The sequence below is a fragment of the Bacillus sp. AC266 genome, from assembly GCF_979253805.1.
Window position 1 is genome coordinate 370,395 of the sequence record NZ_CEEDEC010000006.1, and the last position, 26,771, is coordinate 397,165.

A 26,771-nucleotide genomic window follows, 5' to 3' on the forward strand; every position below is an offset into this window, starting at 1 on the left:
TAGTTAGATGCCATTAACTGAAAAATATGATAAAATATCATATGAAAGATTAAAGATATATTCGTGATTGTAAAATGATGTTATTAAAATTAAAGTGGTTCAAGTCAGAGGAAGGCACCTTATGGTGTCTTTTCTTTATTAAAGGGGTAGTGTCACATCGCTATCAAGCTAAGCTCATACAACGTCAATCATAGTAGGGGTTGCTTCTTTTTTCTAAAGGCTACGTGTAGGGAATTTAAAGATTTGCATACGAAATAAACCCTATTGGGTTTATTTTTTTTGAATTAAGCCGCTTGATTATCAGACATGGTACAACTATAAACGACACGTAATATATCAAAGGCTGTTTTCTTCTCATATCGATGAGATTTTCGCCCATTTCGCTGTAGGAGGTTGAACAGGCGAATTAGAATCTTTGATAGCTCTTGGGTGTCTTTCTGTATAGCTTGGAAAAAAAGAAAAAAGTAATCTTTAATCATATATATGGCCTTATATTCACTCAGTTCTCGCTTCTTTTTTATAAGAAGCAATTGCCGCATTTGAAACATGGTAGAAGAACAGAGTAGAATGGCAATCAATTGTCCATACAAATGGCATTCCAACCGTTCCCGTTTTATCTTCTTACAATGATGAATATGAAAGAATGATTTCCACGTTTTAAATAGAATCTGTCGGGTAAAGAACTGGCGCGGTATCAGTTATGACCCGTTTCCAGCCCCTCCCCATAAGAACTGCTCGTGAGGTTTTCCCTCAAGCAGCTCACCCCATAAACTTCATCAAAAGGGTTATGAGACCTATCAAATGGCAGGCACTTTCATCGGTATCCCTCTGCACTTTTGAGGGAATGGACTTTCCAGTCCCAGTAGAGCCCCAGTACACCATAGAGATATTCATTACTCCATCTCTGCCATCCGATGCTACGCTTTCGTCGCCGTTTCCTTCTCGTCAGCAGTGTACGGATTTTCATCTCCGTATAGTCACGCACTTCGCTAAATGCTCCGCTGGAATTTCCAACCCGAAAGTAGTTTACCCATCCTCTTAGTACGGCATTGATTTGCTTTACTAAATCTTGTGCGGGTTTAGCTCCTGCGTTTTGAATGAGTTCGCGGATTCTTGCTTTCACTGCCGTACGGGCTTTCTTCTTTGGGGTCATGCATATGAAGTATCGGGTCTTATTTCGGTTCAGTATTCGCCTGAAATCAAATCCGAGAAAGGCAAAAGACTCTCCCTGTAAGACATCGACCATCCGAGTTTTCTCAAGATTCAGTTCAACCCCCAAAGGCTCCAATTGTTCCTGCAGTCGTCGCAGTGCCAGTTCAGCCCACCCCCGTTTACTGGAGTGCCCACTTACGGTGATAACCATATCATCGGCAAATCGGTGATAGTTCACAGCTTCATAGTTGCCATTGGTCGTTTTACGCCGAATGGCATCAAATGTCCAATCTATCTCATTCAAGTAGATGTTTGCCGCGAGTGGTGAGAACGGTCCCCCTTGCGGGACTCCAATCTTTCCTGCGGCTTTTACCACCTGTTTTACTAGGTGCATAACTTGGTGGTCTTGGACACGATTTGCGATTTTCCTCAGTAGGATGTTATGCCGGATTGTATCAAAGTAACGTGACAAATCAACATCAATGACTGTGGTCATACGACGCAGCACACTACGTCGTACTTCTGCCAGCGCTTGATGCGGGGAGCGTTTTGGTCGGAATCCGTAGGAATTTTGGCAGAAATCAGCCTCAAAGATAGCTTCCAATATGAGTTTTAGCGCTCCTTGGACCACACGGTCCCGTATACACGGGATTTGCAGTGTCCGCATTTTGCCGTTTGCTTTTGGGATTTCTACTTTACGATTAGCTTGTGGTTGATATGTTCCAGCCTGCAGTTCTGCTTGGATGTTCTTTAAAAACGGTATAACTCCCTCTAGTTCTATATCAGCGAAACTTTGACGGTCGATACCTGGGGTTTCCTCGCATGCTGATATGCTTCATGGAGGGTTGTTAGTTTGGTAATGTGGGAAAATAGTCCCCAAAACCGATGCGTAGGTTCAGACTTCGCCTTTTGATAGATTCGTCGCCTTAGTTCCTGCAAAGTAATAGGTGTTTTTGTCATGGCACCCTTGCCTCCTTTGGTCGTACGAAATATTTACAGGTTCGGACCCTTCCCTCCCCGCGCGTTTTGCTGCACGCAGATCTCTGGTACTACGATCCGTTCCGCCACCCTGACACCTACCATTCTCACTTCCCGATCGCGGTTATAGAGACGGTCTCCTCGATGAGGTTTCTTCATCGGGTGTCGAGGGCTTCTCCAGTTTCCACATTATCTTTCTCTCCATGTCGCCGCTGATACCCCGCCGGTGAGAACTGCCGTTCCAGACTCGTTTCGGTCAGTTCTTGCTGCTTTCGCACGTTATCGACCGTCTCAGCCACCGGAATTGCGTGTAACGAGGCTACGTCTACGTTCACTGTACGTTACAACCTGGAGATTTGCCCACATGCCTTTTGCATGTGATGTCAGAGGGCTTCGCCATGTCGTTTTCACTTCATGGCGCCTCTCAGGCTACGGGAGTGGAGTCTATTCTCCCGATTGGACTTTCACCAACTAGATAATGTGTCCTTATCTGGACACACCAATTTGCCAACGTAAAGAATACCAATCATGTACTTGTCCCATCGGGACAATATTTGTAGGGGTATTTGTCATATATATATTGATACCGCTTAGTCGTTTACTACGAGCAGAATACTTTGTTCCCTTCTTTTTTTCTCTTACAGCCTGATCTTGTAATCGTTTTTGTTGCTGTTCTTCTGTAAGTCGATGAACAATTACACGAGCTGGCACTTTATCAATCATTCCTACATAAGCATCAGATATTTCGTATGTTTGCCCTGGTTGAAGAGAAATCATTAATGCCTCTATATCTATCTGTTTATATTCTGTTTTCTTCTTTAGTTTTCCATTTTGATAATAATCAGGATTAGGATTTTTTTGATAAATACGTGTATTTGATTTAATACGAGAGATATAGTAAGCCTTTTTATCTTGTATATGTTGAAGATCTTTCAGATGAAAATAGCCTAAATCCCGAATACACAAATCATTTTCTTTCAAGGTTGGAACACACAGAGAACCATAGGTTCGATCATGTTGTTTTCCTGGACCTGTATGAATATGTAAAAACTGTCCACTTAATAGATCATACTCCAATTGAATTTTTAATCCCGCTGTATGGCTGCATCCTCCAGCACCTGGATAAACGCTTGAAAAAGAATTAGGTAGTTGAAATGCAGTTGAATCTAGAATACGAATACGTTTGAAAGCAGAAGTATAGGGAGAAAAAAACGATACAGATGAAGCTAATTTTTTGTTTAGTAGTTTGGCTAATATCTGTTGTAAAAAGTGAACAGCTTCCTGATTAAATCGTTGATTCAGTCCCTCAGGACTGATAAGCACTTTAGTTGATGCTTCTAAACAGCTAGATAGCTGAGTTAAAGAAGTCGTAGCAACCTTTTGGCTCATCCACACACATAAAGCGATTAAATCCTTTGCTTGGTACTTACTCAGTCGCTGAACAAAACCAACATCTCTAGCAAGATCCTGTAAGGCATTTGGAGATAGGGCACTTTGAATCTCTTGAGCAAATAGTTGTAATTCGTCAGACACAGAAACAGACATAAAAAACGCCATCCTTTCCTATGATTCTACAGAAAGAATAGCGTATTTTCATTGTTTTTGGGATTAATTTCCTAATTTTTATGAGAATATATTTACAAACCCAAAATATGGTTGACAATTAAAGATTACATTCGTAATATTAGTTTACAGATTACAAACGTAATACAAGGGGTGGAATTTTATAAAATGAAAGAATTACCTAAAATTTCGGAAGCTGAATTAGAAATTATGAAAGTTCTTTGGTCAAAATCGCCTCAAACAGCAAATGAAGTGATTGAAGCACTAGAGGTAACGATGGATTGGAAACCGAAAACGATTCGAACGCTTATTAATCGATTAGTCCAAAAAGAGGCTGTTTCTTACCATAAGGATAAAGGGCGTATGTATGCATATTATCCTTTAGTATCGCAAGATAGTTATCTACAAGTAGAAACAAAATCGCTCCTCAAACGTTTCTGTGGTGTAGCATTTAAACCTTTACTTGTGAATTTTTTAAAAGAAGAAAAACTTTCTTCAGAAGATATTAATGAACTCAAACGTATTCTGGATGAGAAGACTGAGGAAAATCAGCGGAAGGATAGATAATGATGATAGATATGTTTGTAAACGTCTATCTACCTCGATTTTTTGATTGGGTGATAGAAACATCCATTATGGCAAGTATATTAGTTGGTTTAATCTTATGTGTCAAAATCTTGCTTAGAAACAAGTTACCCCCGCGATGGCAATATCTATTATGGATGATATTAATTGTAAGACTTCTATTACCATGGTCACCAGATAGTTCCTACAGTATCTATTCTATTCTTTCGTACAGTAATGGAACTTCTGATACCTTTTACCAAGAGTCTGTAGTGGTTTCTTCTTCAAAAGAGCGGACTAATATAAGCGATACAAAGATAGTCACAAAAGAAGATAACTATGCATCTGATTTAACACAACCAGCCGAAAGTAAGAAACAAACGCACAGTAATAAAAAGCCACAGGATGATACGTCTTCATTTTATACAATCGTTTTATATATTTGGCTTGCCGGGGTTATCATCCTAAGTCTTGCAACCGTAATTATGAATAGGCGTTTACTTCTCTACATAAAAAAACAACCTGTTATTACAGATGGAAGGATTGTCAAGATCTTCGAAAGTTGTAAGAAATCTATGTCTGTTCAACAGGATATTTCACTACTCCTAGCTGGAAAAATTTCAAGCCCAACTGTTTTCGGCTTCTTTCGACCAAGGGTGTTATTGTCAAGTGTACATATGAAAGTATTAGATGAACAACAATTACGATATATTTTTCATCATGAATTGGCTCACATCAAACGAAGAGATGTTGGTGTGAATTGGCTTATGCATGGCTTACTCATTCTAAATTGGTTTAACCCGATTCTTTGGTATGCCTACTCATGCATGAGGGAAGATCAGGAACTGGCATGCGATGCGTTCGCCCTTACATATATAGACTCAGAGGAACAACTTGCATATGGTCATACAATTATCAGCCTTTTAGAACACCACTCAAGTTATTATCAAGTGCCAGCTTTAGCAAACTTAAGTAGAAATAAAAGAACATTGAAAAGGAGAATTCTTATGATTAAAAAGTTTAAAAAGGCCTCTTATCGTTGGTCTGCCATTGGAGTTGTTGCGATTCTTGCTGTTTCATCTCTATCCTTACTAAATGCACGTGCAGATGGATCAAATGAACAGCAGAAAGAACAAAACACAGAAATGGTAAATACTAATGAAAGGAACTATTCAAGAGTTGTAACAAAAGAGGAACAAGAACACAGAGAAATTATGTTAAATGAAAAGGACCAAGTTACAGTTATAACAAAAGAGGAACAAAAAATGGTAGAAAATATGTCAGTTAAAGAAGGATTTGTACCACAAGAAGAAGGAACAGGGTTCTTTTTTACAAAAGAGAAATAGCATTAAGTTTAGTTGTTATACTTATGGAGTGCTTTAATACAATAAGAATAGTAAAAGTAATCAAATTTTTTATCAAAAATGATTTAATAGAATTTACATTGAGTATATGAAAATGATGTGAGAAACATCGATACTCCAATAGTTCTCACATCGAAGTTATGGTAATCGTGTAATATTGGTGAGACCCCATTGCTAAAAAGTTGAAATTTTATAGCGCCCCCAGAACGGGATTTTCTGCTAACTTGTAACAAAAAAGCTCATTTTTTCGTTTTGGGGAACAATGAATTTCTTAACTTGATGGCAATGTGGCGGGACCCCATCGCTATCAAGCTAACAAGACAAAATACCCCCTAAAATGAAAAAGGCGTTATTCTTTCTGAGAAATCATAGGAAAGGATAACGCCTTTATATCAATATGACGGTATCCTATATGAAAAATTAACATCGTTCCAAATGTATATATTGTATATATTGTGCACATTGTATATAATGTGTTCATAAGCATTTAAAAGGCAAGGAGTTGAATCATGAAAATCTTACTATCTAATAAGTCTAAGTCTCCTATTTATCAACAAATCATTGATCAGATTATATTACAAATATCAAATGAAACATTGAAAGTAGATGATTCGTTACCTTCTATGCGTTCATTAGCAAGAGACTTGAAGGTAAGTGTTATTACTTCAAAAAGAGCGTACGAAGAACTTGAAAAGGCGGGTTACATCTACTCTATAGTAGGGAAAGGCTCGTTTGTTGCAAAACAAACAAAGAAACAACGAGCGGATGAACCAAGTGATCCAATACGTGAAAAGTTCAGTACAATCGTTCGAGAAAGTAAGGCTAATCATTTATTAAGGGATGAGTTAATACAAATTATTAATCATATTTATGAGGAGGAATAAAAATGGAGAACATTGTAGAAGTGAAAAATGTTTCAAAAACATATAAGGGATTTTCTTTAAAAAATGCATCGTTCAACATCAAAAAGGGGTTTGTAACGGGATTTATTGGCGCAAATGGTGCTGGGAAAAGTACGACAATTAAACTTATTATGGATCTTATTAGCAAGGATAGCGGAGATATCACAGTTTTCGGTAAAGATCATCAAAAGGACCAAGTTTCTATTAAAGAGCGTATAGGATTCGTATACGATGACAATATCTATTATGAAGATATGACAATTCATCAACTGAAAAAATTCATTGCTCCAGCGTATAAAAAATGGGATGAAAATCAGTTCCAATCCTACTTACAGCGCTTTGAGTTACCGACTAACATAAAAATGAAAGAGATGTCTACAGGGATGAAAATGAAGACTTCCCTAGCGTTTGCACTTTCACACCATGCCGAATTTATACTTATGGATGAACCGACATCTGGACTCGATCCTGTATTTCGAAGAGAACTTTTAGACATCCTTTATGATTTAATGGTCGATCAAGATAAAACAATTTTTTTCTCCACACATATTACCACTGATTTAGATCGTATTGCTGATTATATTGTATTTATTCATAATGGTGAGATTGTGTTTGAAAAAGATATACATAGTATTTCTGAAGAATATGCAACTGTAAAAGGGGATAAATCCTTGCTTACGCCTAAAATTAGAGAACAATTAATCGGGATTCGTGAAACAAACATGGGGTTTGAAGCACTCACAAATAACGCCAGCCGTTCACGTACGCAATTAGGGAATGATGTATTAATTGAAGAAGCGACATTAGAAGATATTATGTACTATACAAAAAAGGGGAATGTTCAATATGTATAATTTAATATTAAAGGATTTTAGATTGCAAAAATTATTGATCTTACTCTATCTACTTGGTATATGCTTTTTTATAGGGACGTTTGGAAGTTTTGGGTTCATAGTCGTTTTGGTGGCTGGTTCTTATATGATAAATCTACATTATTACGACGAAAAGAATAATAGTCACAAATTTATTAATAGCCTGCCTTATAGTAGAAATAAAATTATTATGTCAAAATATATTGGTACAGTGTTGTTTACAATTCTAGTAGTTCTATTCTCATTATTGATACAAGCAGTAATTCAAGTTGCATCCCCGACTTATGGAGTTGAAATTGAAACTCCACAGACAATTGTGGTTAGTGTTCTTACTGTCATGTTGTTTACGTCTATCTACTTACCATTTTTCTATCGCTTCACCAATAAATATTTGATGGCTGCTGTCAGCATTATTTTCCCTGTATGTGTTGTTTTATGGAGACCAATTGAGGCATATGTAAATATTACCGACCTTGTATATAGCGTTACTACACAATTTACTATTAATCAACTAATTACACTTGCTTCAATCGTTACCATGCTTATATTTATCGGTTCTTACTTCTTAACGGTGAGAATTTATAAACGTACTGATTTTTAAAAATTCTTTTTAACTGAAATATAGAATACCTAACAAATAACTGTTGTACAGTTTTATTCTTAAACGCTTTGGTGCTACTCAATCGCTATCAAACTAATAAAACAAAGTTCTCCCCCTCAAATGAAAAAATACGCTATTCTTTCTGTAGAATCATAGGAAAGGATGGCGTTTTTTATGTCTGTTTCTGTGTATGACGAATTACAACTATTTGCTCAAGAGATTCAAAGCTTTTTATCTCCAAATACCTTACGGGATCTTGCTAGAGATGTTGGCTTTGTACAACGAACCAGTAAGTACCAAGCAAAAGATTTAGTAGCTTTATGTGTATGGTTGAGCCAAAATGTAGCTATGACTTCTTTAACTCAGTTATCTAGCTGTTTAGAAGCATCAACAGAAGTACTCATCAGTCCTGAGGGACTGAATCAACGGTTTAATAAGGCGGCCGTCCAACTTTTACAACACCTACTTGCCGAACTACTAAGGAAAAAATTGGCTGCATCTATGCCGATTTCTTCTCCATACACTTCTGTCTTCAAGCGTATTCGTATTTTAGATTCAACTGCATTTCAACTCCCGGATGTATTTTCATCGGTTTATCCAGGTGCAGGAGGATGCAGCCATACGGCTGGGATAAAAATTCAACTTGAGTATGATTTGTTAAGTGGGCAGTTCCTACATATTCATACAGGTCCAGGTAAACAACATGATCGCACTTACGGCTCTCTGTGTGCCCCAACTGTGACAGCGAATGATTTATGTATCCGAGATTTAGGTTATTTTCATTTAAAAGACCTTCAATATATACAAGATAAAGAGGCCTACTATATCTCTCGTATCAAGTCGAATACACGTATGTATCAAAAAAATCCTAACCCTGATTATTTTCAAAACGGAAGAATTAAGAAAGGTACAGAGTATATACAGATAGATATGGAGACGTTAATGGGCTCCCTTCAACCAGGACAAACATGTGAAATAGCTGATGCTTATGTAGGAATGATTGATAAAGTGCCAGCTCGTGTAATTGTTCACCGATTAACAAAACAACAGCAACAAAAACGATTACAAGATCAAGCTGTAAGAGAAAAAAAGAAAGGAATGAAGTATTCTCCTCGTAGTAAACGGCTCAGTGGTATCAATGTATATATGACAAACACCCCTACAGATATTGTCCCGATGGGACAGGTACATGACTGGTATTCTTTGCGTTGGCAAATCGAAATTTTATTTAAAACGTGGAAGTCATTCTTTCAAATCCATCATTGTAAAAAGATAAAACCAGAACGATTGGAGTGCCATTTATATGGTCAATTGATTGCCATTCTCCTCTGTTCTTCTATCATGTTTCAAATGCGCCAATTGCTCCTCATGAAGAAAAAACGAGAGCTTAGTGAGTATAAAGCCATATATATGATTAAAGACTATTTTCTTCTTCTATTCCAAACTATACAAAAAAACACCCAAGAGCTATCAAAGGTGTTACTTCGCCTGTTCAATCTCCTACAGCAAAACGGGCGGAAATCTCATCGATATGAGAAAAAAACGGTCTTTGATATATTAGGTGTCGTTTACAATTGTACCATGTCTGATAATCAAGCCGCTTAATTCAAAAAAGTGAAACCCGTTAGGGTTTATTTCGTATGCAAATCTTTCGATCACCTACACTTGCTCTTTAGAAAAAAGAAAAAATCTCACATGAAATTAAACTTATATAAGCTTAGCTTGATGGGCATGTGGCGGTACCCCACATACTATAAAAGATTAGTATGGTTAAATAATCTTTAAAGAAATAAAAAAACGTATGACTAGTTAAGATAATTAGAAAAACCTCACGCTAAGAAAAAAAATACAATGAGCCGTCCATATGGACAGCTCATTTGATAGATCACTATTGTACTGTTTCTTCTGATAGTAATCCCCAATTTACAAATGTTTCTTTAATGATTGGAATGATAAGTTCTCGTATCTCTAACGGATCAGTTTCATTAAAAACAGTATTGTTAATTACTAAATGCGTTTCTCCAGTTTTAAAATTAGGTGAAACTTTAATAGTTAAATTATCACTGTTATACGAAATGAGAAATCCTTCATTGTTCTCATTAACTGTAACATCCCCTTTATTGGTTGAGGATACATAACTACCATTTAATTTGAAATCATCATCAAATCGTGGTTCAAAGCCCTTATCCTTAGTCAGTATTCTAGTTAATCTCATTAATATTGTACGATGGAGAGATTCGAAAATAGGTTTCTTATGAATATATTCGAATCTTATTTCGTTTTGTCTTTCAGGATCCGGAATGGTTGAAATAAGTTCTTCAATCTGTTCGACTTGAATATCTGATTTTCTAGTATTTGGATATCGTTGTAGTATTTTTACTACTATGTCCTCATCAAGGTTTCTTAACCCCGCATGGACAGATCTTAAACTCTCAAAAGCATAACCAATTGTTCTAGAATAAGTTAAGTAACTATAGTTATAATAAAATGCATCTATGAAAGAGTCTTCCAAATCACCTAGTAAACCATTGAATGCTCCGTAGTAATCCAGCAAACCTTTTGCATTATATTCATATTGATAAAAGGCGGTATTTGTTCGTGCTGTTGAAATCAGTGTATCTAATAATATTTTTTCATAACCTTTTACTATGAATATATTTTTCACTTCAGAATCTTCTAAAATGAGAGCTACAATGCGAAATAGATGTTCATCTTCAGTTTGTAGGATATCGGTTATTCTACTCTCAAATGCTTCCACTTCCGAAACTGGCATTTTTGATAAAATAGTGAAGAATGCTTTACAAGCTGTAGCTCGTACATAACTATTTGTAATAAAGGCTTGATATATTTGATTTAGTACTTCTGAATATTTCTTCGCATCGATAGTATGACTGATGATGTTGTTAAAATGAATTTGAGATATTTCAGGTAACATTAACAGTTCCTTTGTAGATTCCATCCATTGTTCTTCGATTAATTTAACGTCATTCCACTTTGCTGTAGTAAGTTCCATAAGGATTTTAAAGAAATCTAAGATTTCTATTTGATCTATAATTTGTATTGAATACATATTTTCGTAAAATCTTTTATCAATTTCGTTAATAGTATCTCTGTTAATCCAATAGATTTTCTTTTTTACATCTTCATTCTGTTTTATTTCCTCAATTACTTCGCTTAGTAATCCACGGATATTAGGGTCATATAAGCTATATCCAATAAAAACTATATTTTTTTCCATAAATGTTGAATAGATTTTATGAAAAATGTATTTATTGCTGCTAGAAAAATCTTGATAATCTTTCTCTGTAATAATAATACCGTTGTCATTATCTTTAATGCAGCCGTGAATCTTATATATTTTAATGTTGTCTTTACTTACTGTGCGAGGTGATTTGTTAACGCTTGAAAGATTTCTATGAATAACAATATGTTTATCGATACAGTATTCAAGGTTTGTGTCGTAATTTGTAGTTATTAATTCAGTTATATAGTCGCTAATAAATGAAAAAACAACACGATACTTATCGAATTCTTCCTTTTTGTATTTTCTATCGTCCTCATAGGTTTGAATTATATTGTTGATTTCGATTCTAATATCTCTATTTTTTTCCTCTTTTAACAATAGGTCTACGTAACCAGCAAGCCGTAAAAAATCAACACCTATTAAGTTTTCTACGATTTTTTCATTAATCTTTTTATTGATAGAGTCTTCGTTCTCAGATAGAAAATAAAATAGATTCGAAGTCTTTATGTTGTCCATTAAGTCGTACTTTTCGATAATTTCTTTAAGTAGACCACCCCAACTTGGATATCCAAGGTCTCTTGAGAAGCCGGCACCAATAAAAAATGTTGTATTATGACTTAATAGATCAGTGGCAATGTTACTAATTAGCCTGGTTTGTGTGTAATCCGGTGTTTTCATATACATTTCTCCATCCCGTAATGAGTGTTCGTATGGTTCTGAAAGGCTCTCTACCATAATTGTGCACTTGAGACATTACTATCTTTTATTCACTAATATTATTATAAACAAAAAATAATTAACTTTAATATGTATTTAAAATTAGACGGATTATATATGAAGTACTGACATTTCCGATACTATGTTTCATATTTTCTCCTCCTTATCATTTTTTTCTTCCAATGAAATGTGTTTGTTATACCATTTATTTATTTTCCCTTTGTAGTATTTTTCTACTTCGTAATCTGGAATCCAAATTTCAAGACCATAGATTTTACTCATTACCTTCTCTAAAACATCCTCATGTTCTCTCGGTTTCAATCTACGGTTATGAACCTTAATCTTCTCTATATAAGCCTCTCTCAGCCAATTTGATATGGTTTCACGCTGTTTTTGCTTTAGGTGAGACCATTTCTTATTGGTTTGTAGTAATTGCCCATTAGAACTCCTGATGTGATTCTTCATTGACCTCCACTCCCTTAGCGTATTTTTACTTATTTCTCATTTGTTCCGAAGACGCAGCGCATTCCAAATCGAGTCACAGCATACGTGGTGCCAATTTTACGGATTGAACCTTTTGGAAAATCATTTATTCTTTTACGTAAAGTTGATGCGTCAATTCCCCATTCTTCTATTGCATCCGTACTACTAAGAATTTCATTATCCAGCAGATTAAGGGCATCCCAATCAACATCTTCATAATCAAAACCATCCATCTCTAACTGCTGTAAAATGTCTCTTTCATCCCCTTTTACAGCAAATAAATTATGATCATCTCCCTGGTGTACTTCTTCTAATATGTCTAGATCTATATACTCATGGCCAGTTATCTCAATCGTACTATTCTCTGACACATAATAATAGATACCTTCTTTCGTCTTGAATATTGCCTTATTCCATACACCATCTTCACTAGTACCCTCAAAAATTCGTTCTGCTTTCATTTCTAAGCACTCTCCTTTCACGCAAACGTGAATTAATTAAATTAATCTTATCACGTTTGCGTGAATTGGTACAGATTAAAGTATTAATATAAAGAAAATTGATATAAGTTAACTGTTTTTTCTGAATTTTGTTGAAAAATAAATCGAAATCACTCAAATAATGTTGCTAGTTTGCTATGATGGTATTAAATAGCATTAAGATACTTCTATAGGATGGGGGAATATATAATGATTGTTTCAGTAAAGGGGAATGAGCAAGTTACCAAAATGTTAAATGACTGGTATATAGAGATTCGTGCCAGACACATAGGAGAGGCGCATAAATTAAAACTTGAGATTGATCAAAAAATACATAGCATTGAGGAAGACCAAAATCTACTTTTATACTATTCTCTACTAGATTTTCGTCATCAATATATGATTGATAGTTTAAGTATCGGGAAAGACAGCTTTGACAAAGTGGATTCATTGGATGTACCTGCAGATCAGTTTTTACAATACTACTACTATTTCTTTAAAGCTATTCATTCGAATATTACAGGTAATTTCACAAGTGCAAGGGAACATTATAACAAGGCCGAAGTACTATTAAACCATATTCCGGATGAAATTGAACACGCTGAATTTTATTTCAAACTATCAACTTTCCATTACCATATCTATAAGCCTCTTTCAGCAATTAAAGAAGCTACCAAAGCAAAGGAGATTTTCAAAAAGCATGCAGGATATGAGACTACTATTGGATTATGTGATAATTTAATTGGATTGGCTTGTACGCATTTAAAACAATTTGAGGAAGCTGAAGAACACTTTATTACAGCGATTAATACATTTAAAAAATCTGGCGAAGAAAAATACATTACGTTTGTACGTCACAACTTAGGTTTAATGTATTCTGGCCAAAATTTATCGGAATTAGCAATACGCTATCTCTCTGAAGTGACACAAGAACTCCCTAAAGATTATAAAGCGATCTTTATCAAAGCTAGGGAGCATATGAAAATTGGTGAATACGAAGAAACTTCTAACCTTATAGATAGAGGATTGGAAATTTGTAGAGAACTAAAAAATGAAGAGTATGAACATCACTTTCTAATTTTAGAAAAATTAAACCAAAAAGTAACTGCCGACGAATTAGAAAAAACGATTGAAACAGGAATCTCGTATTTTGATAGAGAAGACTTACACGAATATGTACAAGAGTATGCTAAGAAATTAGCGGTTTTATTCCATCAAGAAAATAATCGTTCAAAAGCAAGTAATTATTTTTATCTCAGCCATCAAGCAGAAGAACAAAACTTTGAGAAGGAGGCTTTAAAATGAAGAAGTTAATTTTCAGCTTAATTGGAATTACAGCTGCATTCACATTTATGTTTAACTCTGGAAATGTAAATGATACGCAGAAAGCGCTTAGTGAGGATAAAGTTGTACAGTATGCTCACGGTCACACTGGTGGTTGATAAATAAACAAAAGTCTTCACTTTATTGTGAGGGCTTTTATTTTTATATAAGGGTCTCCCTTGTGAAAATTAAAAGATAAAAGAATATTAAAATCAAACTATATTATAAAAGTGCTATAGTTACACCATTCCTTTTACACCCATAAGAATGATTTAAAAAGATTAGAACATTTAAAGAGAGGAAGAAACAATTAATGCATACACAAGAAGATTTTTATAAAAAATTAATAGAGGAACAAAGATTAGTAACGATATTTTTAATAAACGGAGTAAGAGTACCTGGAATCATTATCGCTGTTGATAAATTTTCAATTCTAGTATCCAGTAATGGAAATCAACAATTTATTTATAAACAGGCTATTTCAACAGTTTCTTTATAAATATATACCAGTTTAAAATTTAATTTATGAAGTGGTGAAAAATAAAAAAGGAATCCTTAGTATGGGTGTTTTTGCCCATACTAAGGATTCACCCCAGGAAATATACATAAATAAAAAGAATTAAGTATACTATACGTTAAAGACACAAGGAACGTGTTGAGAAATTAATAGCAGGATTCAATTTTCTCATTATTAAATATGAGTTGGATTGGCAACTAATCTTTAACCCTTGTATGAAAAAGAGATCGGGATATCCGATCTCTTTTTCATACGGAAATAATCTACCCATTAAAAGAAACGTGATGAGTTATTTACATTCATACATATAATAGATTAATGCTAATTAGAAAGAAAGTACCGCTTAATTATAGCCGGAAGCTTACTTTTTACATTCAAAATATTATATATAAGGGTATCACCATCAAACTAAGAAAAGCAAATACTCCCCTAACAAAAAATAAGCCGTTTTCTGTCAAAGTTACCACTTTATTTTAGCTGGATTCAATTTGTTAATGTATCCACGCGCTAACTGTTTTTGGTTACTGTCAAAGATACCAATATCACCGCTAAAATTCTCCCAATATTCCCCTAAATAGTCTTTGCTAGGTGAGTTTAAATCAACATATAATCCCATCGTTCCAAAACTTGCTACTTGTCGTGCCAATGAATCTCCTACTTCTTTTGCTTGTTCTTTCGTTGTTCCCACTGGCATAATAGCAACAATTCTTGTTAAACTGTCTTCTGCTTCAATGTGAATATCTTGCGCTGGTGTTGTATATTTGATTCCATCTTTTATTGTTTGGATACCTAATTGTGATAACTTGACATCTTTATTACGCGCGCCCTGACCTTGCGCCGTCTTCATTTGTTCCGCTTTTTCTTGTGCTTGCGCTTCATTTAACCCGCTATCTTTCGTTTGTTCTGCTTCTTGTTTTGCTTTTTCTTCTGCTTCTTGCTTTTTCTTAGCCTCTTCCTGTTTCACCTTTTCTTCTGCTTCTTGCTTTTTCTTAGCCTCTTCCTGTTTCGCTTTTTCTTCTGCTTCTTGCTTTTTCTTAGCCTCTTCTTGTTTCGCTTTTTCTTCTGCTTCTTGCTTTTTCTTAGCCTCTTCTTGTTTCGCTTTTTCTTCTGCTTCTTGCTTTTTCTTAGCCTCTTCTTGTTTCGCTTTTTCTTCTTTTTTAGTTTCTGTTTTTTCCTTTGCTTCCTGTTTACCATTTACCCTTGTTGGTTCCGGGGAAATCATAGCTGATACGAACCATAAAACCCATGTTGCACAAAAGAATAAAGCGGCTTTCTTAAATTTCGGTTTATTCTTGAACCCTTTCACGAAAAATACGATTGAAGCAATTAATGATATTAAAGCAATTAAATCTAAAAATGTTGACATATGTATTCCCTCCAAGTTGTTTTTTACATTCCAATTTTGCTTAATACTTTATTCATTTGGTCTTCATTTGCTTTTGTTCCTTGACTGCTTGGTGTATCTACACCGCGATAGTTATACTTTGAGTTTTGCCAAAAATCGAAAGCGAAATCTTTTCTTTCTTTCCAAGTTGAATTTTTTTCAACAAATTCTGACTTAAAGATATTTGTAATCATATACTGATCATTTGATAAGTCTTTAAGATAGTTTTTGTTTTTATATTCGTTATAGATGTTAATGAAAAATTGCGCGGTTTCGTCTTCCGTTGTTTTATAATCATGTGCAAATCTATCAATTTCATTAAAATTTTCACTTTTACTTTTATCACTTAACGATAACTCTTTTACTTTGTCTTTCTAAGAATCTATTTTAACTTTTTCTTGTTTTGGTGCTTCTTGTCGCTCTCTTTCAGCTTGGTTCTCTTGCTCCACTTTTAATTTTGCTTCCTTTTCTGCTTTTATGAATTCGGCTTCGTGTTCTTTATAGTATTGAAAACTAACATTATTTTTCTTTGCTTTTTTTTCAGCCATTTCCATGTTGTCTAAATCTTATCTCGTGATTTTGTTTTAAAACCGTACTTTTCATAAATCGGCATATCCACCGGGCTTCCGTTTTCCATATTCAAGACTCTTTTGTCTTTGGCTCTATTACTGACCTAGCAATTCCAACTACTGTTAATGCCCCAATAATATATTTCTTTTTATTTAATGGTTTCGTTGTTTCAACTTTTTTAATATTTACGTTTATTTTTCTTCAACCTTTCAACTTTTGTTTACAGTTGTATTTTAATAGCTATCTGTCTAAAATCTTACTTTTATTGTGCCTATTTTCCGAAAGATAGATGACTATACACTATCGAACTGTAAGTACTAATGTATTACCAGTTGCCGCGAGGCCTATTTCGTTTTTAAAATTTGTTTATAAATTCCGATTCTGGTGCAAAGATAAAATAAAAGAGAATATAGCTTATATATTTCTAGCGGAGTTCTTTTTTTATGCTGTAAGCCCTAACAATTGATGGATGAATTCTTTCTGATTTTGAACAGACTGATGCCGTAAATCAAACCGTTCTTTTTTAATAATATGCATAGCTTCCACTCCTGCAAGAATGAATGTAGCTGTGCAAAAAGACTTGAATCCTAACATAGAGCGAACTTTCATTTTGGGGATATTTCAAAATCTTAGCTTGATGGGCATGTGGCGGCACTCCTATATAATACCAATAGATTTTATAAGAAACAAACCTATTATTTTATAGTACTATAATTATCTTAGGGTTCCATTTTGCTAAGAGGTAAAGGTCCAACAACTGAAATATGTTCTGAAAGTGTTCTATGTAAGTTCTGAAAAGGCGTTTGTTATTCTATAGCAGATGCCTTTTGACAAATGAACTCACCTTTTATAACATATAAAAGAGAATTGAGTGAGCCATACTCAATTCCTACGGTGAAGTCATTTGCCAACGAATACCTATTAAAAGAATCCTTTATCATGTGGGGGATTCTTTTACTTTACTATGGATAGATTATTTTCGTTATAACAATTGTATTTTTATATAATGTACTCGATACTATTTTTGTTTCTATATTTATCTACCTAATTTTTTGCCTGTGCATACAGGCTTTTTTTATTTGATATGGAAGAAAAATGTTTGCTATACTAAATGCGCACAAATATATGCAAAATCACAAATGAAATAAGGGCAGCCTGGCATAGCTGCCCTTATTTCATGTTTATTCTCGTAATCTGCTATTTAGTTTAAGTTATTTATAAACCTAGTACACTAACAATCTGGCAAGCTTTGAAATTCTCAATATGATAGTACATCTCTAATCCTCTTCTTTCCGAACGTAGGATCTTTCCTCTCATTTTTGATAGATGCTGAGAAACAGTAGATTGTGGTATCTTTAGTAGATCTGTTAATTGCGTTACATTACAGATTTTACGGTGATTCAATTCCTTCACAATTTGTAGTCTAACTGGATGAGCCATGATTTTTAATAATTCTACGTCTGCCTCTGAAATTTGGTTCATTTCTTTTTGGTTTTGTAATGTTGTCATTTTTAATTTCTCCATTTCTATATTCCATTCTTATTTTTTTCGAATTAACTGCCGTTATACATGTTCATGTCTATTTATATAAAAGTATAATAATAGCTAAAAATCCAACAAAAGATAGCATAGGAATCGTGATAAAACCAAATAAATTCAAGTAATCTTCCGTACAAGAAACTCCTACAGAACATATCTTCATCTCGCCTGCAGGAAAGGTTTGAATCGTTATTTGATAAACAGCTAGCAATAAACCACAAAGTGCAAATGGGAATGCATATGTACTTACCAGTGGGTCTTTTCTATACATACCAACACCTAATATCAACACTAAGGGATACATGGCCATCCTTTGATACCAGCACAAATCACATGGGGGAAGTTTCATCCATTCACTAAAAACTAAGCTTATAAGCATTGCGCTTGTAGCTATCATCCAAGCAATTGCAATATGATACTTTCTAATTAATGCCATTCTTCATTCACCTCACTTAATTGTCTGCTCTACTTAGCGTCCGTATGTTATTAGCTTATTTCCATGCTTTGAGAATCCTGTCTCAATGGAAAGTATCCAATCATTGATATCTTCCCAGTCATATCTTTTTTCTTTTAGTTCTATCGGGAACTTATTCTCGAAATCATCCCGCATTTCGTACATACTTTCCAATGCTTTTTCCATTGGACCGAATTTATATAAAATGTGCGTGTTTACACGTTTGTTTCTCTTTTCTGATACAGCCAAATATACGTATCGTTTTTCTTTCGCTAAAACGAATTTCAAGAATCCCGCTACCTGACTCATCTATTCCATCTCCTTCGCAGTTTTCCTTACCACTCTCTTTTTTGTGTGAGTAAGGAAAACTTTCTCTTTTACAGTTTAGTTCAATGAATATCTCATTTTTTTGCTTTGAAAATACAAAAAAATACTCATCAATACAATATTTAACACACCAGCTGCAGCCCCGATTTTTGAAATCACATAGATGTACTCGTTACTACTAAAAGGCATCACGCTCGAAAATATAAAGACAATCGAAATAACAAACGATAAGATCATGTTCCTTTTATTCTCTTTCACACCTAAAACCTCCGTATTTTAATTTCAAGGTATTAGTATTCTTACTATGCTTGAGTAATATGCATTAAGCGGCATCATTTCGGTTATAATGACGTTTCTTTTCATCTACAAAACCTTTTATACTCCACACTCCACTTATAGATGATTTAGCTTCTTTTTCTGCATCTATCATTTGCGGAAGCAGCGTAGTGTTTGGTTTAGTGATATACGCTACAATCCCGTATCCTAATTGGACCATTAATTCATTTACATGTATTCCCTCGCAAAATATATAGGCTAATTTCCTACCGTATTTGTCTTCTTTTTGTCCATGATCATATACCAGGGTTACATCTTTTCCTTCTATTTGTTTCTTTAGAAAAGAAGATGCTTCTTTACCCATCTTCTGTGGCGGAATCTTTCGAGAAACAGATTCAGGGGTGTCTAATAAAAGTAACCTTACCGTCTGCTTCTTCCCGTTTACTTTCACATCTACTGTATCTCCGTCTTTTACATGTATTACTTTCCCTTTGACCGTCTCTAAACCTTTTAATTTGCCCTCATACGTTTCCGGAATATCAATAGTGCTCTTGAATTCTGAATTCCGCTCAATTACTTTTTGGGTGGTTTGTACTGGTCTCGAATCATTTGTTTGTGTTGAACTGCTACATGCTGTAATTTGAAAGACTAATGTTGTTATACAAGTAATCTTAATCCATGGTTTCATACCGTAGTATCCTTTCCTATTAGTATCGCTCTACTTAATATACAAATGGATTATATGCTGAATTAACTTCTCTATAATCACAACACAAGCAAAATCGAATCCACTTTGGATGTTCGTTAAACGTAGCCCTGAATGATTGCTTTTTACATTTGGGGCATGCTGATATTACATTCCCCTTATTCCGCTTCTGACTCTCCACATTCTCAAAAGATACATTTGCAGTTGGTATTTCGCTCGTACACAATATACCTTCCCCCTCTCTTTATTTTAGGAATTTATAGACAACGAAAAAGGACACACCTATGGCATATGTATGCGTAGGTGTGTCCTCTTGCAAGATAGATTTAGAAATATTAACTTTATTTCATCATATCATAATTCTTATTAATTTTATATACGGAATTTAAGATTTTATAATATTATTTCTTTTTCTCATACACAAAAGCGATCCTTTTCTGTACTGAGTCATAGGTTAATTTCGCGCCAAACGGTTTTCCCGTTTTCCTCGACACAAATCCTTGGATTGTATCCGTCATATTCTTATCTAATAACTTTTTGATTTGGCTTGTTGTGATTCTTTTTTCAAGTATCATTCCTGAAACGATAAAATCACAACCCCTCTTGTATTGCTCACACAAATAGTTAGTTTTACCTATTATAACTCTGCCCTGGCATAAGGGACATTTACCTACCGTACGATCATCTGTGGTTGGAAATTCAAAACAAATGCTAAGGTCCGACTTTAATCGAATTGCAACTGTGAATTTCCCCTTCTCTCCATGAAATTCATTTATAAAGTCTGTTACATTGTTATTTAATAGCTTCTTAATCTGGCTATCTGGCAACATAAAATTGCATCCACTCTGATATTCCGAATACCCGGGAAATGTCTTGCGATTTAGAATAAAGTTTGAGCAAAATTATGTCATGAATGTTGCTATTATAATAGAAGAAACCCATGTATTTTGAGAAAAGATTGATCAAAATGCGTCGGTTATGGTTCAAAAACATTTTAGTTTTTATAAAAAAACTTGATCATTTTATAAGTAAGCGTCAAATAATCCCTTGCTCTTATCGCCAAATATATAATTCATAAAGTTTTCATCATGAAACATTAATAGCTGTTTTCGAAACAACTTTTTCTTTGAATTAACTACCTTATTTACAAATTTAGCTGTCTTTGTTTTCCCTACACTGGTAGGACCGAAAAGCATAATTACTGTTGGCTTGTGTACCCTTTTGTTTGTTAAACTATATAATGCTGTAAAAGTTCGTTTTTAACATTAGATTGTCCATAAATAACATTTTCAAAGTCGTGTTTTATTGTTTTTAAATACTTCAACTTTAATTTAGAGTGCTTATAATTATCAACTGAAATATCTAGCTCAGTCTGTGAAGTTTGAAGTTGTTGTAGAATCTTAACCTGTGGGTTATGTAGTAACACCTCTTCATACCCAATTTTCACAGCAAATACTAAACTATAGATTAAAAGCCTTCCATGAAAAAATCTGCCACTCCTGAATACTCGTCTGAATTTACTATTTTCTTAATGAAGGATATTAATGGTTTCTAGACTTAATTTGTTATGAAATAGTTTCAAGTCCCGTTACACCTATAATTATGAAGGATATATAAACCACCTTTGATACACTTTTATTTTCATTAAAAAAATACATACCAATAATTACACTACCTATTGAACCAATACCCGTCCATATTCCATAAGCTGCCCAGATAGGGAGTAATTCAACTGCTTTTGCCAAAAAAGAAAAACTAATTATACCTGAGATACCAGTTAATAAACTGTATGTTCTATTTATAAATCCATCAGACAATTTCATAAAACTAACAAGTCCGATTTCTCCTAAGCCAGCAACTATCAAATAAAGCCAAGTCATATACTCCCTCCTACCCTTCTTCATTAGTAACAGACATTTTTAATCCGATTATGCCCAAAATTAAAAGGGATAAGAAAAGCAGTTTAAGTAAATTAAAAATTTCACCGAACATAAAAAATCCTAATAAGGCTGAACCTACTGCCCCTATCCCAGCAAAAATTGCATATGCTGTTCCAATTGGTAATCTAATAACCGATTTTGAAAAGAAATAAAATGTAATTATAATCAGAGTAATCGTTATAATACTAGGAGTAAAAATTGTAAAACCCTTTGACATTTTTAGGCCAGCTATCCAAACAACTTCTAGGATTGCTACAATAATTAAAAATATCCAACTCATTTTTATCCACCTCTTGTTTTAAATAGAAGGATACCCCTATTGGAGTATCCTTAATTAAGTTTGAATATTACATTAGCCTATTAATAAGTTTCTTCATCTCTTATTACCGCAATAGGATCAAATACACGATGATCAAACTTAGATAATGTTTGATTATCTCTTACTTTTTTTGGCCAATCAGGGTTGGCTAGAGCACTAGTCCCTAATGCAACAAAATCAGTTTCTCTGTTACCTATCATTTTTTCTGCTGTTTCGGGTTCTCCTAACTGCCCGTTTGCAATTACAGGTATATTCCCGTATTTTTTTGCAAGGCTAGCAAGTGTATGACTATTCTTTCCAAACGCTGGTTTATCTGCTTGAAACTCTGTTGTGTGTATATAATCTGGGCTAGCTGAGGCTAGATTCTCAAAGATTATTTTTGCTTCATCCTCTTTTCCTTTCCATTTATGATAGAAATCATTTACTTTACCTTGAGAGACACGGATACCCACAACAAAATTGTTGCCCACTTTATTTCGAATAGCTTTTAACACTAAAACACTTAACCGAACACGATTTTCGGGTGTCCCACCAAATTCGTCTTCACGAAGATTTGTATAGTCCGTATGAAATTGATCTAATAAATATCCATTGGCTCCATGTACTTCAATACCATCAAACCCAACATTTTTAGCTCTTAATGCAGCATTGGCAAAACTCTCAATAACCGCCTCTATTTCTTTTTTACTTATTTCTTTTGGCAGTGAATATTCGCCACTTCCCCCATGGCCTTTAAGTTTTTCTCCTTTTGGCCTTACAGCAGATGGTGCTAATGAAAAGTCCGTATAGCGATTGTATTGAACAAGTGCTCCTGCGTGTTGAATTTGTAAAAATATTTTTCCTCCTTCTTTATGAACAGCATCTACCACGGGTTTCCAAGCAGCAGCTTGTTCTTCAGTTGCTATTCCAGGTTGATTTTCATACGCTTGCCCATGTGTCAAATCAGGATAAGTACCTTCTGTAATTATTAAAGAAAATCCACCTCTTGCAAAACGCGAATAATATTGGGCCATTCTTTCATTAGCTAACCCGTTCGGTTGAGCACTTGTTCTAGTCATTGGAGATACTACCAATCTATTTGATAGCTCCAATGAACCAATCTTAAATTCGGAAAATAAATTAGGATACTTTGACATAATCTAAACACTCCTGTTTTTTTATTTGCTTGCAATTAAAAGTTTACATTGGGGTTGGTATTTAGTAAAATGATTAAAAATGATATATCCATCAATAAAAGTGATGAGGAGGATATTATGGAGTTAACTGATTTAAAAGTTTTCCTAACTGTAGCTGATGAGGGGAATTTTTCTAAGGGAGCAGACAAACTAGGCTATGTACAGTCTAATATCACCAATCGAATTAAAAAACTGGAATCTGAACTAGAGGTTACTCTATTTAATAGACACCCTAAAGGAGTTAGTTTAACTGAAAGAGGCTTGATTTTTTATGAACATGCAGCTTCCATAAATAAACGGGCTGAAGAAGCAATTTCTGCTGTTCGAGAAGCAGAAAACTTTGGGGGGAAGTTGGCTATTGGAGTTGTTGAGACTCTTGCCTCAAATAAATTTATGAATATACTTTCTGATTTCCAAAAACAGCATCCTAATGTATCGATTTCGTTAATAACAGGAACATCACCTAAATTATTAGAGATGATTCAGAAATACAAGCTTGATGCTGCATTTATAACTGGCCAAACAAAATCTAATTTAATCGAAGTCGAATATACGATTCAAGATGTAGTTAGTCTAATCACTAAAAGAGGAGTTAAAGCTGAACAGACATCAAAGACTTGGGCAGTATTTCCTGAAGGATGCCCATTTAGAAAGGTTTTAGTTGAATGGTTAGACAGTAACGGGGAAAAACCAACTAACTTTATAGAAGTTAATACCTTAGACACTTTGTTAAATTGTGTGAAGTTAGGGTTGGCTTCAGCAGTTCTTCCTTTATCAGTAATTAATAAAACCCAAGAAATAGAATACAACTCAACCCCTCTGCCAGAAGATTACCGACTTATGGAAACACATCTTGTTAGACGCAAGGATTTAACAACTAATAAGGTTTTATCCTCCTTTATTCAAAAAATTAATAAGAATGAACTATAAAGTAAGTATCCGCCGGTAGAACCGGCGGTTTTAATTTCGCCCTAAAAACCAACACTGCCACTAAATTGGCCCCTTAAGTGACCGCCAACCGTTTACTCTCTATTTGTCTTTGAATGGATCCACGTATTCTCGTTTACTCATGTTGTCTCGTAGACGATCCTCCATTTCTTGCTCTCGAATATATTTGGCGATAGTTTTTTCATTTATGCCTACCGTACTTACATAATATCCTTTTGTCCAAATGTAAGATTTCCATGATTATATTTCAAATTTGCATGTCTATCGTGGATCATCAAAGAACTCTTCACAAGCCCCTTATCCGGATGAATAAATGCCGGGTTCAAAATATTATTTTGCTCATATAAATATAAAACTTTCCGTGATAAGCCGGTTAACTGGCCAATTTTTTTTATCAGGAGCAAATTCTTATTCACTAATAGATCACCTATTTTTAAGTCATTCATCATCCTCTTCTCTTTAAAAATAGATATTGATTATCTCTTCATAAACAACAACTTAGAGGAAGACTTATCGAGTTTTATCTTGATTTTATGTCCTAATATCAGATTAAAGGAGTATGCAAGCTTTATACAAATCTAGTTAATATAATAGCAATTTTAAGAACACTAAATTATTAAGTTTCTATACATTACCTTATTTACATTATGCCTTACTGTATTATGACCAGCTTTAGTACCTTTACCAATAGCTATAAGCATAACATCTAAATACCTTTCAGAAATATTTAAGATTGCTTTTAATTTCTTAGAATCATAGCCTGACATAGTAATTGTTTCAAAACCTGCTTCATTTGCTAATAAAATTAATGACATTGAAGCAAGACTTACATCTCTAGTTAATTCTAGCTTTAGATCTTCATTCGATTTATTTTCATAATAATTTATTGCAGCATTCGCTAGATAATCTCTTAGCGATTCATCAAAATAACCTGCTTGAAAGCCTTCTTCATGTATCTTAATAATATTACCTTTGTCAAATGCCTGATAATCACCCAACATAACAATTAAAGTTGAAGCTTCTATCACTTGTTGTTGATTAAAAGTTATAGGCAATAATAAATTTCTTAAGTCCGAATCCTCAATAATTAAGTATCGAGTAGCTTGAATATTATTTCCATTAGGTGACTTACTTGCACTTTCAACTAATGAGGTTAGAATTTCTGAACTTATTTTATAACTTGAATCATAATGTCTAACTGAACGTCTTTTTTCCAAAATATTTTTTACACTCATTATATCCACTCCGAAATTTTTATTTATTGCACTTTTAATTATAGTAAGCAATAATAAATAAGAAAATAACGCACAAAAATGTGGTATAGCCACTTTTAAGTGCCTATTTAGGAGAGAAAGCACATGGTTAACTATAATACTGGAATCAACATTTTTATGAACATTGCAGGTGGAAAATGGAAATGTTTAATACTCTTTTTCTTGAGTCAAAAATCAGTAAGGACAAAAGAATTTTACGAATTAATACCTGGAATTACACAAAAAGTCTTAACAGATCAATTGAAACAGTTAGAAAGAGATGGACTTGTACGAAGAGAAATATTTAAAGAAGTACCACCAAAAGTAGAATACAGCTTAACTGATCTAGGAAGATCATTTGTACCAGTATTAAACACAATGTGTGAATGGGGTAATAAGTATGCAAGTATAAAAGGCATAGATAAAGATCAACAAATTCATTGTGATCATAATTAAACCTAAATTTCACCTAATGGTTCCCACTTATAATTTCAAAGACAATTATTAAAAATTACTTATTCAGCAAGTAAACAAATCGAAAACTATATGAAGTTACTAAAAATGCCAAACCCCTATGGATTAATGGTTTGGCATTTGTTCGTTTTTTATTGTTTATGGGGTACCTCATGCCCGTCAACTTAAGAATATCAACTACCCCAAAGAAAAACGTTGTTCTTTCTAAATACAGATTTAAAACAATTTTAAAAAGGGTGAACTGAAACCTATTTGTATATGAATGGGTTTTATTTTTCGTATTGTATTTATTCAGAACGTCTCTTCAAGTGGAAGATTCACGTTTTAATAAATTGGACTTAAATCTTATAATGTATATTATAAATTTAAATAAAATTGATAGTAGGTGATTCAAAAGTGAATAATAATTTACTTCTGATAAAAGACTTTAGTAAGTTAACTGGCTTATCACGAAAAGCTTTGTATCTGTATGATGAGCATAATATTTTGAAACCTGTGTTTATTCATCCGAATAATGATTATAGATATTATGATAAGAATCAGTTACTAACTGCTAAACGAATAAATTTGTTAAAACAAGCAGGGTTTAGCTTAAATGAAATCAGCAAAATCATTCATAGAAAGTTATCAGATGCTGAAATAAGTAA

General features: G+C 34.0%; 26 protein-coding genes and 7 pseudogenes. 12 read left to right on the top strand and 21 right to left on the bottom strand.

The features are described 5' to 3' along the window. Positions 1 to 284: 284 nt before the first annotated feature. The 3 pseudogenes from AC0IXC_RS23865 to AC0IXC_RS23875 all read right to left on the bottom strand — a co-directional run. Positions 285 to 671, bottom strand: a pseudogene (locus AC0IXC_RS23865) (IS4 family transposase); the annotation flags it as partial. Between the two features lie 143 nt (positions 672 to 814). Then, positions 815 to 2,112 (bottom strand): annotated as a pseudogene (gene ltrA / locus AC0IXC_RS23870) (group II intron reverse transcriptase/maturase). A 513-nt stretch (positions 2,113 to 2,625) separates the two neighbouring features. Beyond that, positions 2,626 to 3,675: pseudogene (locus AC0IXC_RS23875) on the bottom strand (IS4 family transposase); the annotation flags it as partial. A gap of 186 nt (positions 3,676 to 3,861) precedes the next feature. On the opposite strand from AC0IXC_RS23875, the gene AC0IXC_RS23880 reads away from it, so the two are divergent. The 6 genes and pseudogenes from AC0IXC_RS23880 to AC0IXC_RS23905 all read left to right on the top strand — a co-directional run bounded on the left by AC0IXC_RS23880 (position 3,862) and on the right by AC0IXC_RS23905 (position 9,601). Then, the gene (locus AC0IXC_RS23880; protein WP_471653456.1) at positions 3,862 to 4,260 is read left to right on the top strand and encodes a BlaI/MecI/CopY family transcriptional regulator; all 399 of its coding nucleotides are present in this window, start codon (positions 3,862 to 3,864) and stop codon (positions 4,258 to 4,260) included. 2 nt (positions 4,261 to 4,262) lie between these two features. Beyond that, positions 4,263 to 5,366: pseudogene (locus AC0IXC_RS23885) on the top strand (M56 family metallopeptidase); the annotation flags it as partial. A 764-nt stretch (positions 5,367 to 6,130) separates the two neighbouring features. Then, the gene (locus AC0IXC_RS23890) at positions 6,131 to 6,505 is read left to right on the top strand and encodes a GntR family transcriptional regulator (RefSeq protein WP_016128586.1); all 375 of its coding nucleotides are present in this window, start codon (positions 6,131 to 6,133) and stop codon (positions 6,503 to 6,505) included. Positions 6,506 to 6,507: 2 nt separating this feature from the next. Continuing rightward, positions 6,508 to 7,377 (top strand): ABC transporter ATP-binding protein, encoded by an 870-nt coding sequence (locus AC0IXC_RS23895; RefSeq protein ID WP_471653457.1) that lies wholly within the window; start codon positions 6,508 to 6,510, stop codon positions 7,375 to 7,377. Beyond that, a complete protein-coding gene (locus AC0IXC_RS23900; RefSeq protein ID WP_452094049.1) occupies positions 7,370 to 7,996 on the top strand; it encodes an ABC-2 transporter permease in 627 nt (208 codons plus the stop codon). Before AC0IXC_RS23895 ends, AC0IXC_RS23900 begins: the two co-directional genes overlap by 8 nt. A gap of 174 nt (positions 7,997 to 8,170) precedes the next feature. After that, positions 8,171 to 9,601: an IS4 family transposase gene (locus AC0IXC_RS23905; RefSeq protein ID WP_471653458.1), complete on the top strand. Its 1,431-nt coding sequence runs from the start codon at positions 8,171 to 8,173 to the stop codon at positions 9,599 to 9,601. Positions 9,602 to 9,884: 283 nt separating this feature from the next. Here the strand turns inward: AC0IXC_RS23905 and AC0IXC_RS23910 are convergent, their stop codons facing one another. The 3 genes from AC0IXC_RS23910 to AC0IXC_RS23920 all read right to left on the bottom strand — a co-directional run bounded on the left by AC0IXC_RS23910 (position 9,885) and on the right by AC0IXC_RS23920 (position 12,901). Then, positions 9,885 to 11,918, bottom strand: a complete 2,034-nt coding sequence (locus tag AC0IXC_RS23910) for an SIR2 family protein (RefSeq protein WP_471653459.1) — start codon at positions 11,916 to 11,918, stop codon at positions 9,885 to 9,887. A gap of 186 nt (positions 11,919 to 12,104) precedes the next feature. Beyond that, complete coding sequence (locus AC0IXC_RS23915) at positions 12,105 to 12,422, bottom strand: transposase (RefSeq protein WP_471653460.1); 318 nt, start codon at positions 12,420 to 12,422, stop codon at positions 12,105 to 12,107. A gap of 29 nt (positions 12,423 to 12,451) precedes the next feature. Continuing rightward, entirely contained in the window at positions 12,452 to 12,901 is a 450-nt protein-coding gene (locus tag AC0IXC_RS23920) for a helix-turn-helix domain-containing protein (protein WP_471653461.1), read from the bottom strand. Between the two features lie 228 nt (positions 12,902 to 13,129). Between AC0IXC_RS23920 and AC0IXC_RS23925 the strand changes: the two genes are divergently transcribed. The 3 genes from AC0IXC_RS23925 (at position 13,130) to hfq (ending at position 14,741) form a co-directional block, all read left to right on the top strand. Beyond that, on the top strand, positions 13,130 to 14,224 hold the full coding sequence (locus tag AC0IXC_RS23925; protein ID WP_471653462.1) for a response regulator aspartate phosphatase: 1,095 nt from the start codon (positions 13,130 to 13,132) through the stop codon (positions 14,222 to 14,224). Further along, entirely contained in the window at positions 14,221 to 14,361 is a 141-nt protein-coding gene (locus tag AC0IXC_RS23930) for a hypothetical protein (RefSeq protein ID WP_193654115.1), read from the top strand. Before AC0IXC_RS23925 ends, AC0IXC_RS23930 begins: the two co-directional genes overlap by 4 nt. Before the next feature lie 194 nt (positions 14,362 to 14,555). Beyond that, on the top strand, positions 14,556 to 14,741 hold the full coding sequence (hfq, locus tag AC0IXC_RS23935; protein WP_471653463.1) for an RNA chaperone Hfq: 186 nt from the start codon (positions 14,556 to 14,558) through the stop codon (positions 14,739 to 14,741). Between the two features lie 478 nt (positions 14,742 to 15,219). On the opposite strand, the gene AC0IXC_RS23940 is transcribed toward hfq, so the two are convergent. The 13 genes and pseudogenes from AC0IXC_RS23940 to AC0IXC_RS24000 form a co-directional block, all read right to left on the bottom strand. Beyond that, the gene (locus AC0IXC_RS23940; protein WP_471653464.1) at positions 15,220 to 16,125 is read right to left on the bottom strand and encodes a multimodular transpeptidase-transglycosylase / penicillin-binding protein 1A/1B; all 906 of its coding nucleotides are present in this window, start codon (positions 16,123 to 16,125) and stop codon (positions 15,220 to 15,222) included. A 23-nt stretch (positions 16,126 to 16,148) separates the two neighbouring features. Next, positions 16,149 to 16,337: a hypothetical protein gene (locus AC0IXC_RS23945; RefSeq protein ID WP_471653465.1), complete on the bottom strand. Its 189-nt coding sequence runs from the start codon at positions 16,335 to 16,337 to the stop codon at positions 16,149 to 16,151. Between the two features lie 180 nt (positions 16,338 to 16,517). Further along, entirely contained in the window at positions 16,518 to 16,697 is a 180-nt protein-coding gene (locus AC0IXC_RS23950; protein ID WP_471653466.1) for a hypothetical protein, read from the bottom strand. Between the two features lie 457 nt (positions 16,698 to 17,154). Next, positions 17,155 to 17,325, bottom strand: a pseudogene (locus AC0IXC_RS23955) (IS6 family transposase); the annotation flags it as partial. Positions 17,326 to 17,928: 603 nt separating this feature from the next. Continuing rightward, positions 17,929 to 18,222, bottom strand: a complete 294-nt coding sequence (locus AC0IXC_RS23960) for an ArsR/SmtB family transcription factor (protein WP_002139811.1) — start codon at positions 18,220 to 18,222, stop codon at positions 17,929 to 17,931. 70 nt (positions 18,223 to 18,292) lie between these two features. Next, positions 18,293 to 18,688, bottom strand: a complete 396-nt coding sequence (locus AC0IXC_RS23965) for a disulfide bond formation protein B (protein ID WP_471653467.1) — start codon at positions 18,686 to 18,688, stop codon at positions 18,293 to 18,295. Between the two features lie 33 nt (positions 18,689 to 18,721). Then, positions 18,722 to 19,015, bottom strand: coding sequence for a hypothetical protein (locus AC0IXC_RS23970; protein ID WP_471653468.1), 294 nt, complete (start codon positions 19,013 to 19,015; stop codon positions 18,722 to 18,724). Positions 19,016 to 19,090: 75 nt separating this feature from the next. Continuing rightward, entirely contained in the window at positions 19,091 to 19,291 is a 201-nt protein-coding gene (locus AC0IXC_RS23975) for a hypothetical protein (protein WP_471653469.1), read from the bottom strand. A gap of 64 nt (positions 19,292 to 19,355) precedes the next feature. Next, positions 19,356 to 19,997 (bottom strand): thermonuclease family protein, encoded by a 642-nt coding sequence (locus AC0IXC_RS23980; RefSeq protein ID WP_471653470.1) that lies wholly within the window; start codon positions 19,995 to 19,997, stop codon positions 19,356 to 19,358. A 419-nt stretch (positions 19,998 to 20,416) separates the two neighbouring features. Then, positions 20,417 to 20,902, bottom strand: a pseudogene (locus AC0IXC_RS23985) (topoisomerase C-terminal repeat-containing protein); the annotation flags it as partial. Between the two features lie 678 nt (positions 20,903 to 21,580). Next, entirely contained in the window at positions 21,581 to 21,895 is a 315-nt protein-coding gene (locus tag AC0IXC_RS23990) for a DMT family transporter (RefSeq protein WP_471653471.1), read from the bottom strand. Between the two features lie 10 nt (positions 21,896 to 21,905). Continuing rightward, positions 21,906 to 22,235: a DMT family transporter gene (locus AC0IXC_RS23995; RefSeq protein WP_471653472.1), complete on the bottom strand. Its 330-nt coding sequence runs from the start codon at positions 22,233 to 22,235 to the stop codon at positions 21,906 to 21,908. An 80-nt stretch (positions 22,236 to 22,315) separates the two neighbouring features. Continuing rightward, on the bottom strand, positions 22,316 to 23,410 hold the full coding sequence (locus AC0IXC_RS24000) for an oxidoreductase (protein ID WP_471653473.1): 1,095 nt from the start codon (positions 23,408 to 23,410) through the stop codon (positions 22,316 to 22,318). A gap of 117 nt (positions 23,411 to 23,527) precedes the next feature. Between AC0IXC_RS24000 and AC0IXC_RS24005 the strand changes: the two genes are divergently transcribed. Beyond that, positions 23,528 to 24,379: a LysR family transcriptional regulator gene (locus tag AC0IXC_RS24005; RefSeq protein ID WP_471653474.1), complete on the top strand. Its 852-nt coding sequence runs from the start codon at positions 23,528 to 23,530 to the stop codon at positions 24,377 to 24,379. Between the two features lie 99 nt (positions 24,380 to 24,478). Here the strand turns inward: AC0IXC_RS24005 and AC0IXC_RS24010 are convergent. Beyond that, a pseudogene (locus tag AC0IXC_RS24010) lies at positions 24,479 to 24,684 on the bottom strand (transposase); the annotation flags it as partial. A 321-nt stretch (positions 24,685 to 25,005) separates the two neighbouring features. Next, positions 25,006 to 25,632 carry a nitroreductase family protein gene (locus tag AC0IXC_RS24015; RefSeq protein WP_471653475.1) on the bottom strand — a complete coding sequence of 209 codons (627 nt, stop codon included), beginning with the start codon at positions 25,630 to 25,632 and terminating at the stop codon, positions 25,006 to 25,008. Positions 25,633 to 25,755: 123 nt separating this feature from the next. On the opposite strand from AC0IXC_RS24015, the gene AC0IXC_RS24020 reads away from it, so the two are divergent. Together AC0IXC_RS24020 and AC0IXC_RS24025 are read left to right on the top strand one after the other, a co-directional pair. Further along, positions 25,756 to 26,106, top strand: a complete 351-nt coding sequence (locus tag AC0IXC_RS24020) for a winged helix-turn-helix transcriptional regulator (protein ID WP_471653476.1) — start codon at positions 25,756 to 25,758, stop codon at positions 26,104 to 26,106. 414 nt (positions 26,107 to 26,520) lie between these two features. Beyond that, the coding region (locus tag AC0IXC_RS24025; protein ID WP_471653477.1) for a MerR family transcriptional regulator at positions 26,521 to 26,771 on the top strand (251 nt) is incomplete at its 3' end.

Coding starts and splice junctions, on each gene's coding strand:
- AC0IXC_RS23995 (WP_471653472.1), bottom strand. CDS start 22,235: ATGAGTTGGATATTTTTAATTATTGTAGCAATCCTAGAAGTTGTTTGG.
- AC0IXC_RS23925 (WP_471653462.1), top strand. CDS start 13,130: ATGATTGTTTCAGTAAAGGGGAATGAGCAAGTTACCAAAATGTTAAAT.
- AC0IXC_RS23990 (WP_471653471.1), bottom strand. CDS start 21,895: ATGACTTGGCTTTATTTGATAGTTGCTGGCTTAGGAGAAATCGGACTT.
- AC0IXC_RS23905 (WP_471653458.1), top strand. CDS start 8,171: ATGTCTGTTTCTGTGTATGACGAATTACAACTATTTGCTCAAGAGATT.
- AC0IXC_RS23960 (WP_002139811.1), bottom strand. CDS start 18,222: ATGACAACATTACAAAACCAAAAAGAAATGAACCAAATTTCAGAGGCA.
- AC0IXC_RS23950 (WP_471653466.1), bottom strand. CDS start 16,697: ATGGAAATGGCTGAAAAAAAAGCAAAGAAAAATAATGTTAGTTTTCAA.
- AC0IXC_RS24020 (WP_471653476.1), top strand. CDS start 25,756: ATGGTTAACTATAATACTGGAATCAACATTTTTATGAACATTGCAGGT.
- AC0IXC_RS23980 (WP_471653470.1), bottom strand. CDS start 19,997: ATGAAACCATGGATTAAGATTACTTGTATAACAACATTAGTCTTTCAA.
- AC0IXC_RS23915 (WP_471653460.1), bottom strand. CDS start 12,422: ATGAAGAATCACATCAGGAGTTCTAATGGGCAATTACTACAAACCAAT.
- AC0IXC_RS23970 (WP_471653468.1), bottom strand. CDS start 19,015: ATGAGTCAGGTAGCGGGATTCTTGAAATTCGTTTTAGCGAAAGAAAAA.
- AC0IXC_RS23940 (WP_471653464.1), bottom strand. CDS start 16,125: ATGTCAACATTTTTAGATTTAATTGCTTTAATATCATTAATTGCTTCA.
- AC0IXC_RS23930 (WP_193654115.1), top strand. CDS start 14,221: ATGAAGAAGTTAATTTTCAGCTTAATTGGAATTACAGCTGCATTCACA.
- AC0IXC_RS23890 (WP_016128586.1), top strand. CDS start 6,131: ATGAAAATCTTACTATCTAATAAGTCTAAGTCTCCTATTTATCAACAA.
- AC0IXC_RS24005 (WP_471653474.1), top strand. CDS start 23,528: ATGGAGTTAACTGATTTAAAAGTTTTCCTAACTGTAGCTGATGAGGGG.
- AC0IXC_RS23880 (WP_471653456.1), top strand. CDS start 3,862: ATGAAAGAATTACCTAAAATTTCGGAAGCTGAATTAGAAATTATGAAA.
- AC0IXC_RS23895 (WP_471653457.1), top strand. CDS start 6,508: ATGGAGAACATTGTAGAAGTGAAAAATGTTTCAAAAACATATAAGGGA.
- AC0IXC_RS23945 (WP_471653465.1), bottom strand. CDS start 16,337: ATGATTACAAATATCTTTAAGTCAGAATTTGTTGAAAAAAATTCAACT.
- AC0IXC_RS23910 (WP_471653459.1), bottom strand. CDS start 11,918: ATGAAAACACCGGATTACACACAAACCAGGCTAATTAGTAACATTGCC.
- hfq (WP_471653463.1), top strand. CDS start 14,556: ATGCATACACAAGAAGATTTTTATAAAAAATTAATAGAGGAACAAAGA.
- AC0IXC_RS23965 (WP_471653467.1), bottom strand. CDS start 18,688: ATGGCATTAATTAGAAAGTATCATATTGCAATTGCTTGGATGATAGCT.
- AC0IXC_RS24000 (WP_471653473.1), bottom strand. CDS start 23,410: ATGTCAAAGTATCCTAATTTATTTTCCGAATTTAAGATTGGTTCATTG.
- AC0IXC_RS23900 (WP_452094049.1), top strand. CDS start 7,370: ATGTATAATTTAATATTAAAGGATTTTAGATTGCAAAAATTATTGATC.
- AC0IXC_RS24015 (WP_471653475.1), bottom strand. CDS start 25,632: ATGAGTGTAAAAAATATTTTGGAAAAAAGACGTTCAGTTAGACATTAT.
- AC0IXC_RS23920 (WP_471653461.1), bottom strand. CDS start 12,901: ATGAAAGCAGAACGAATTTTTGAGGGTACTAGTGAAGATGGTGTATGG.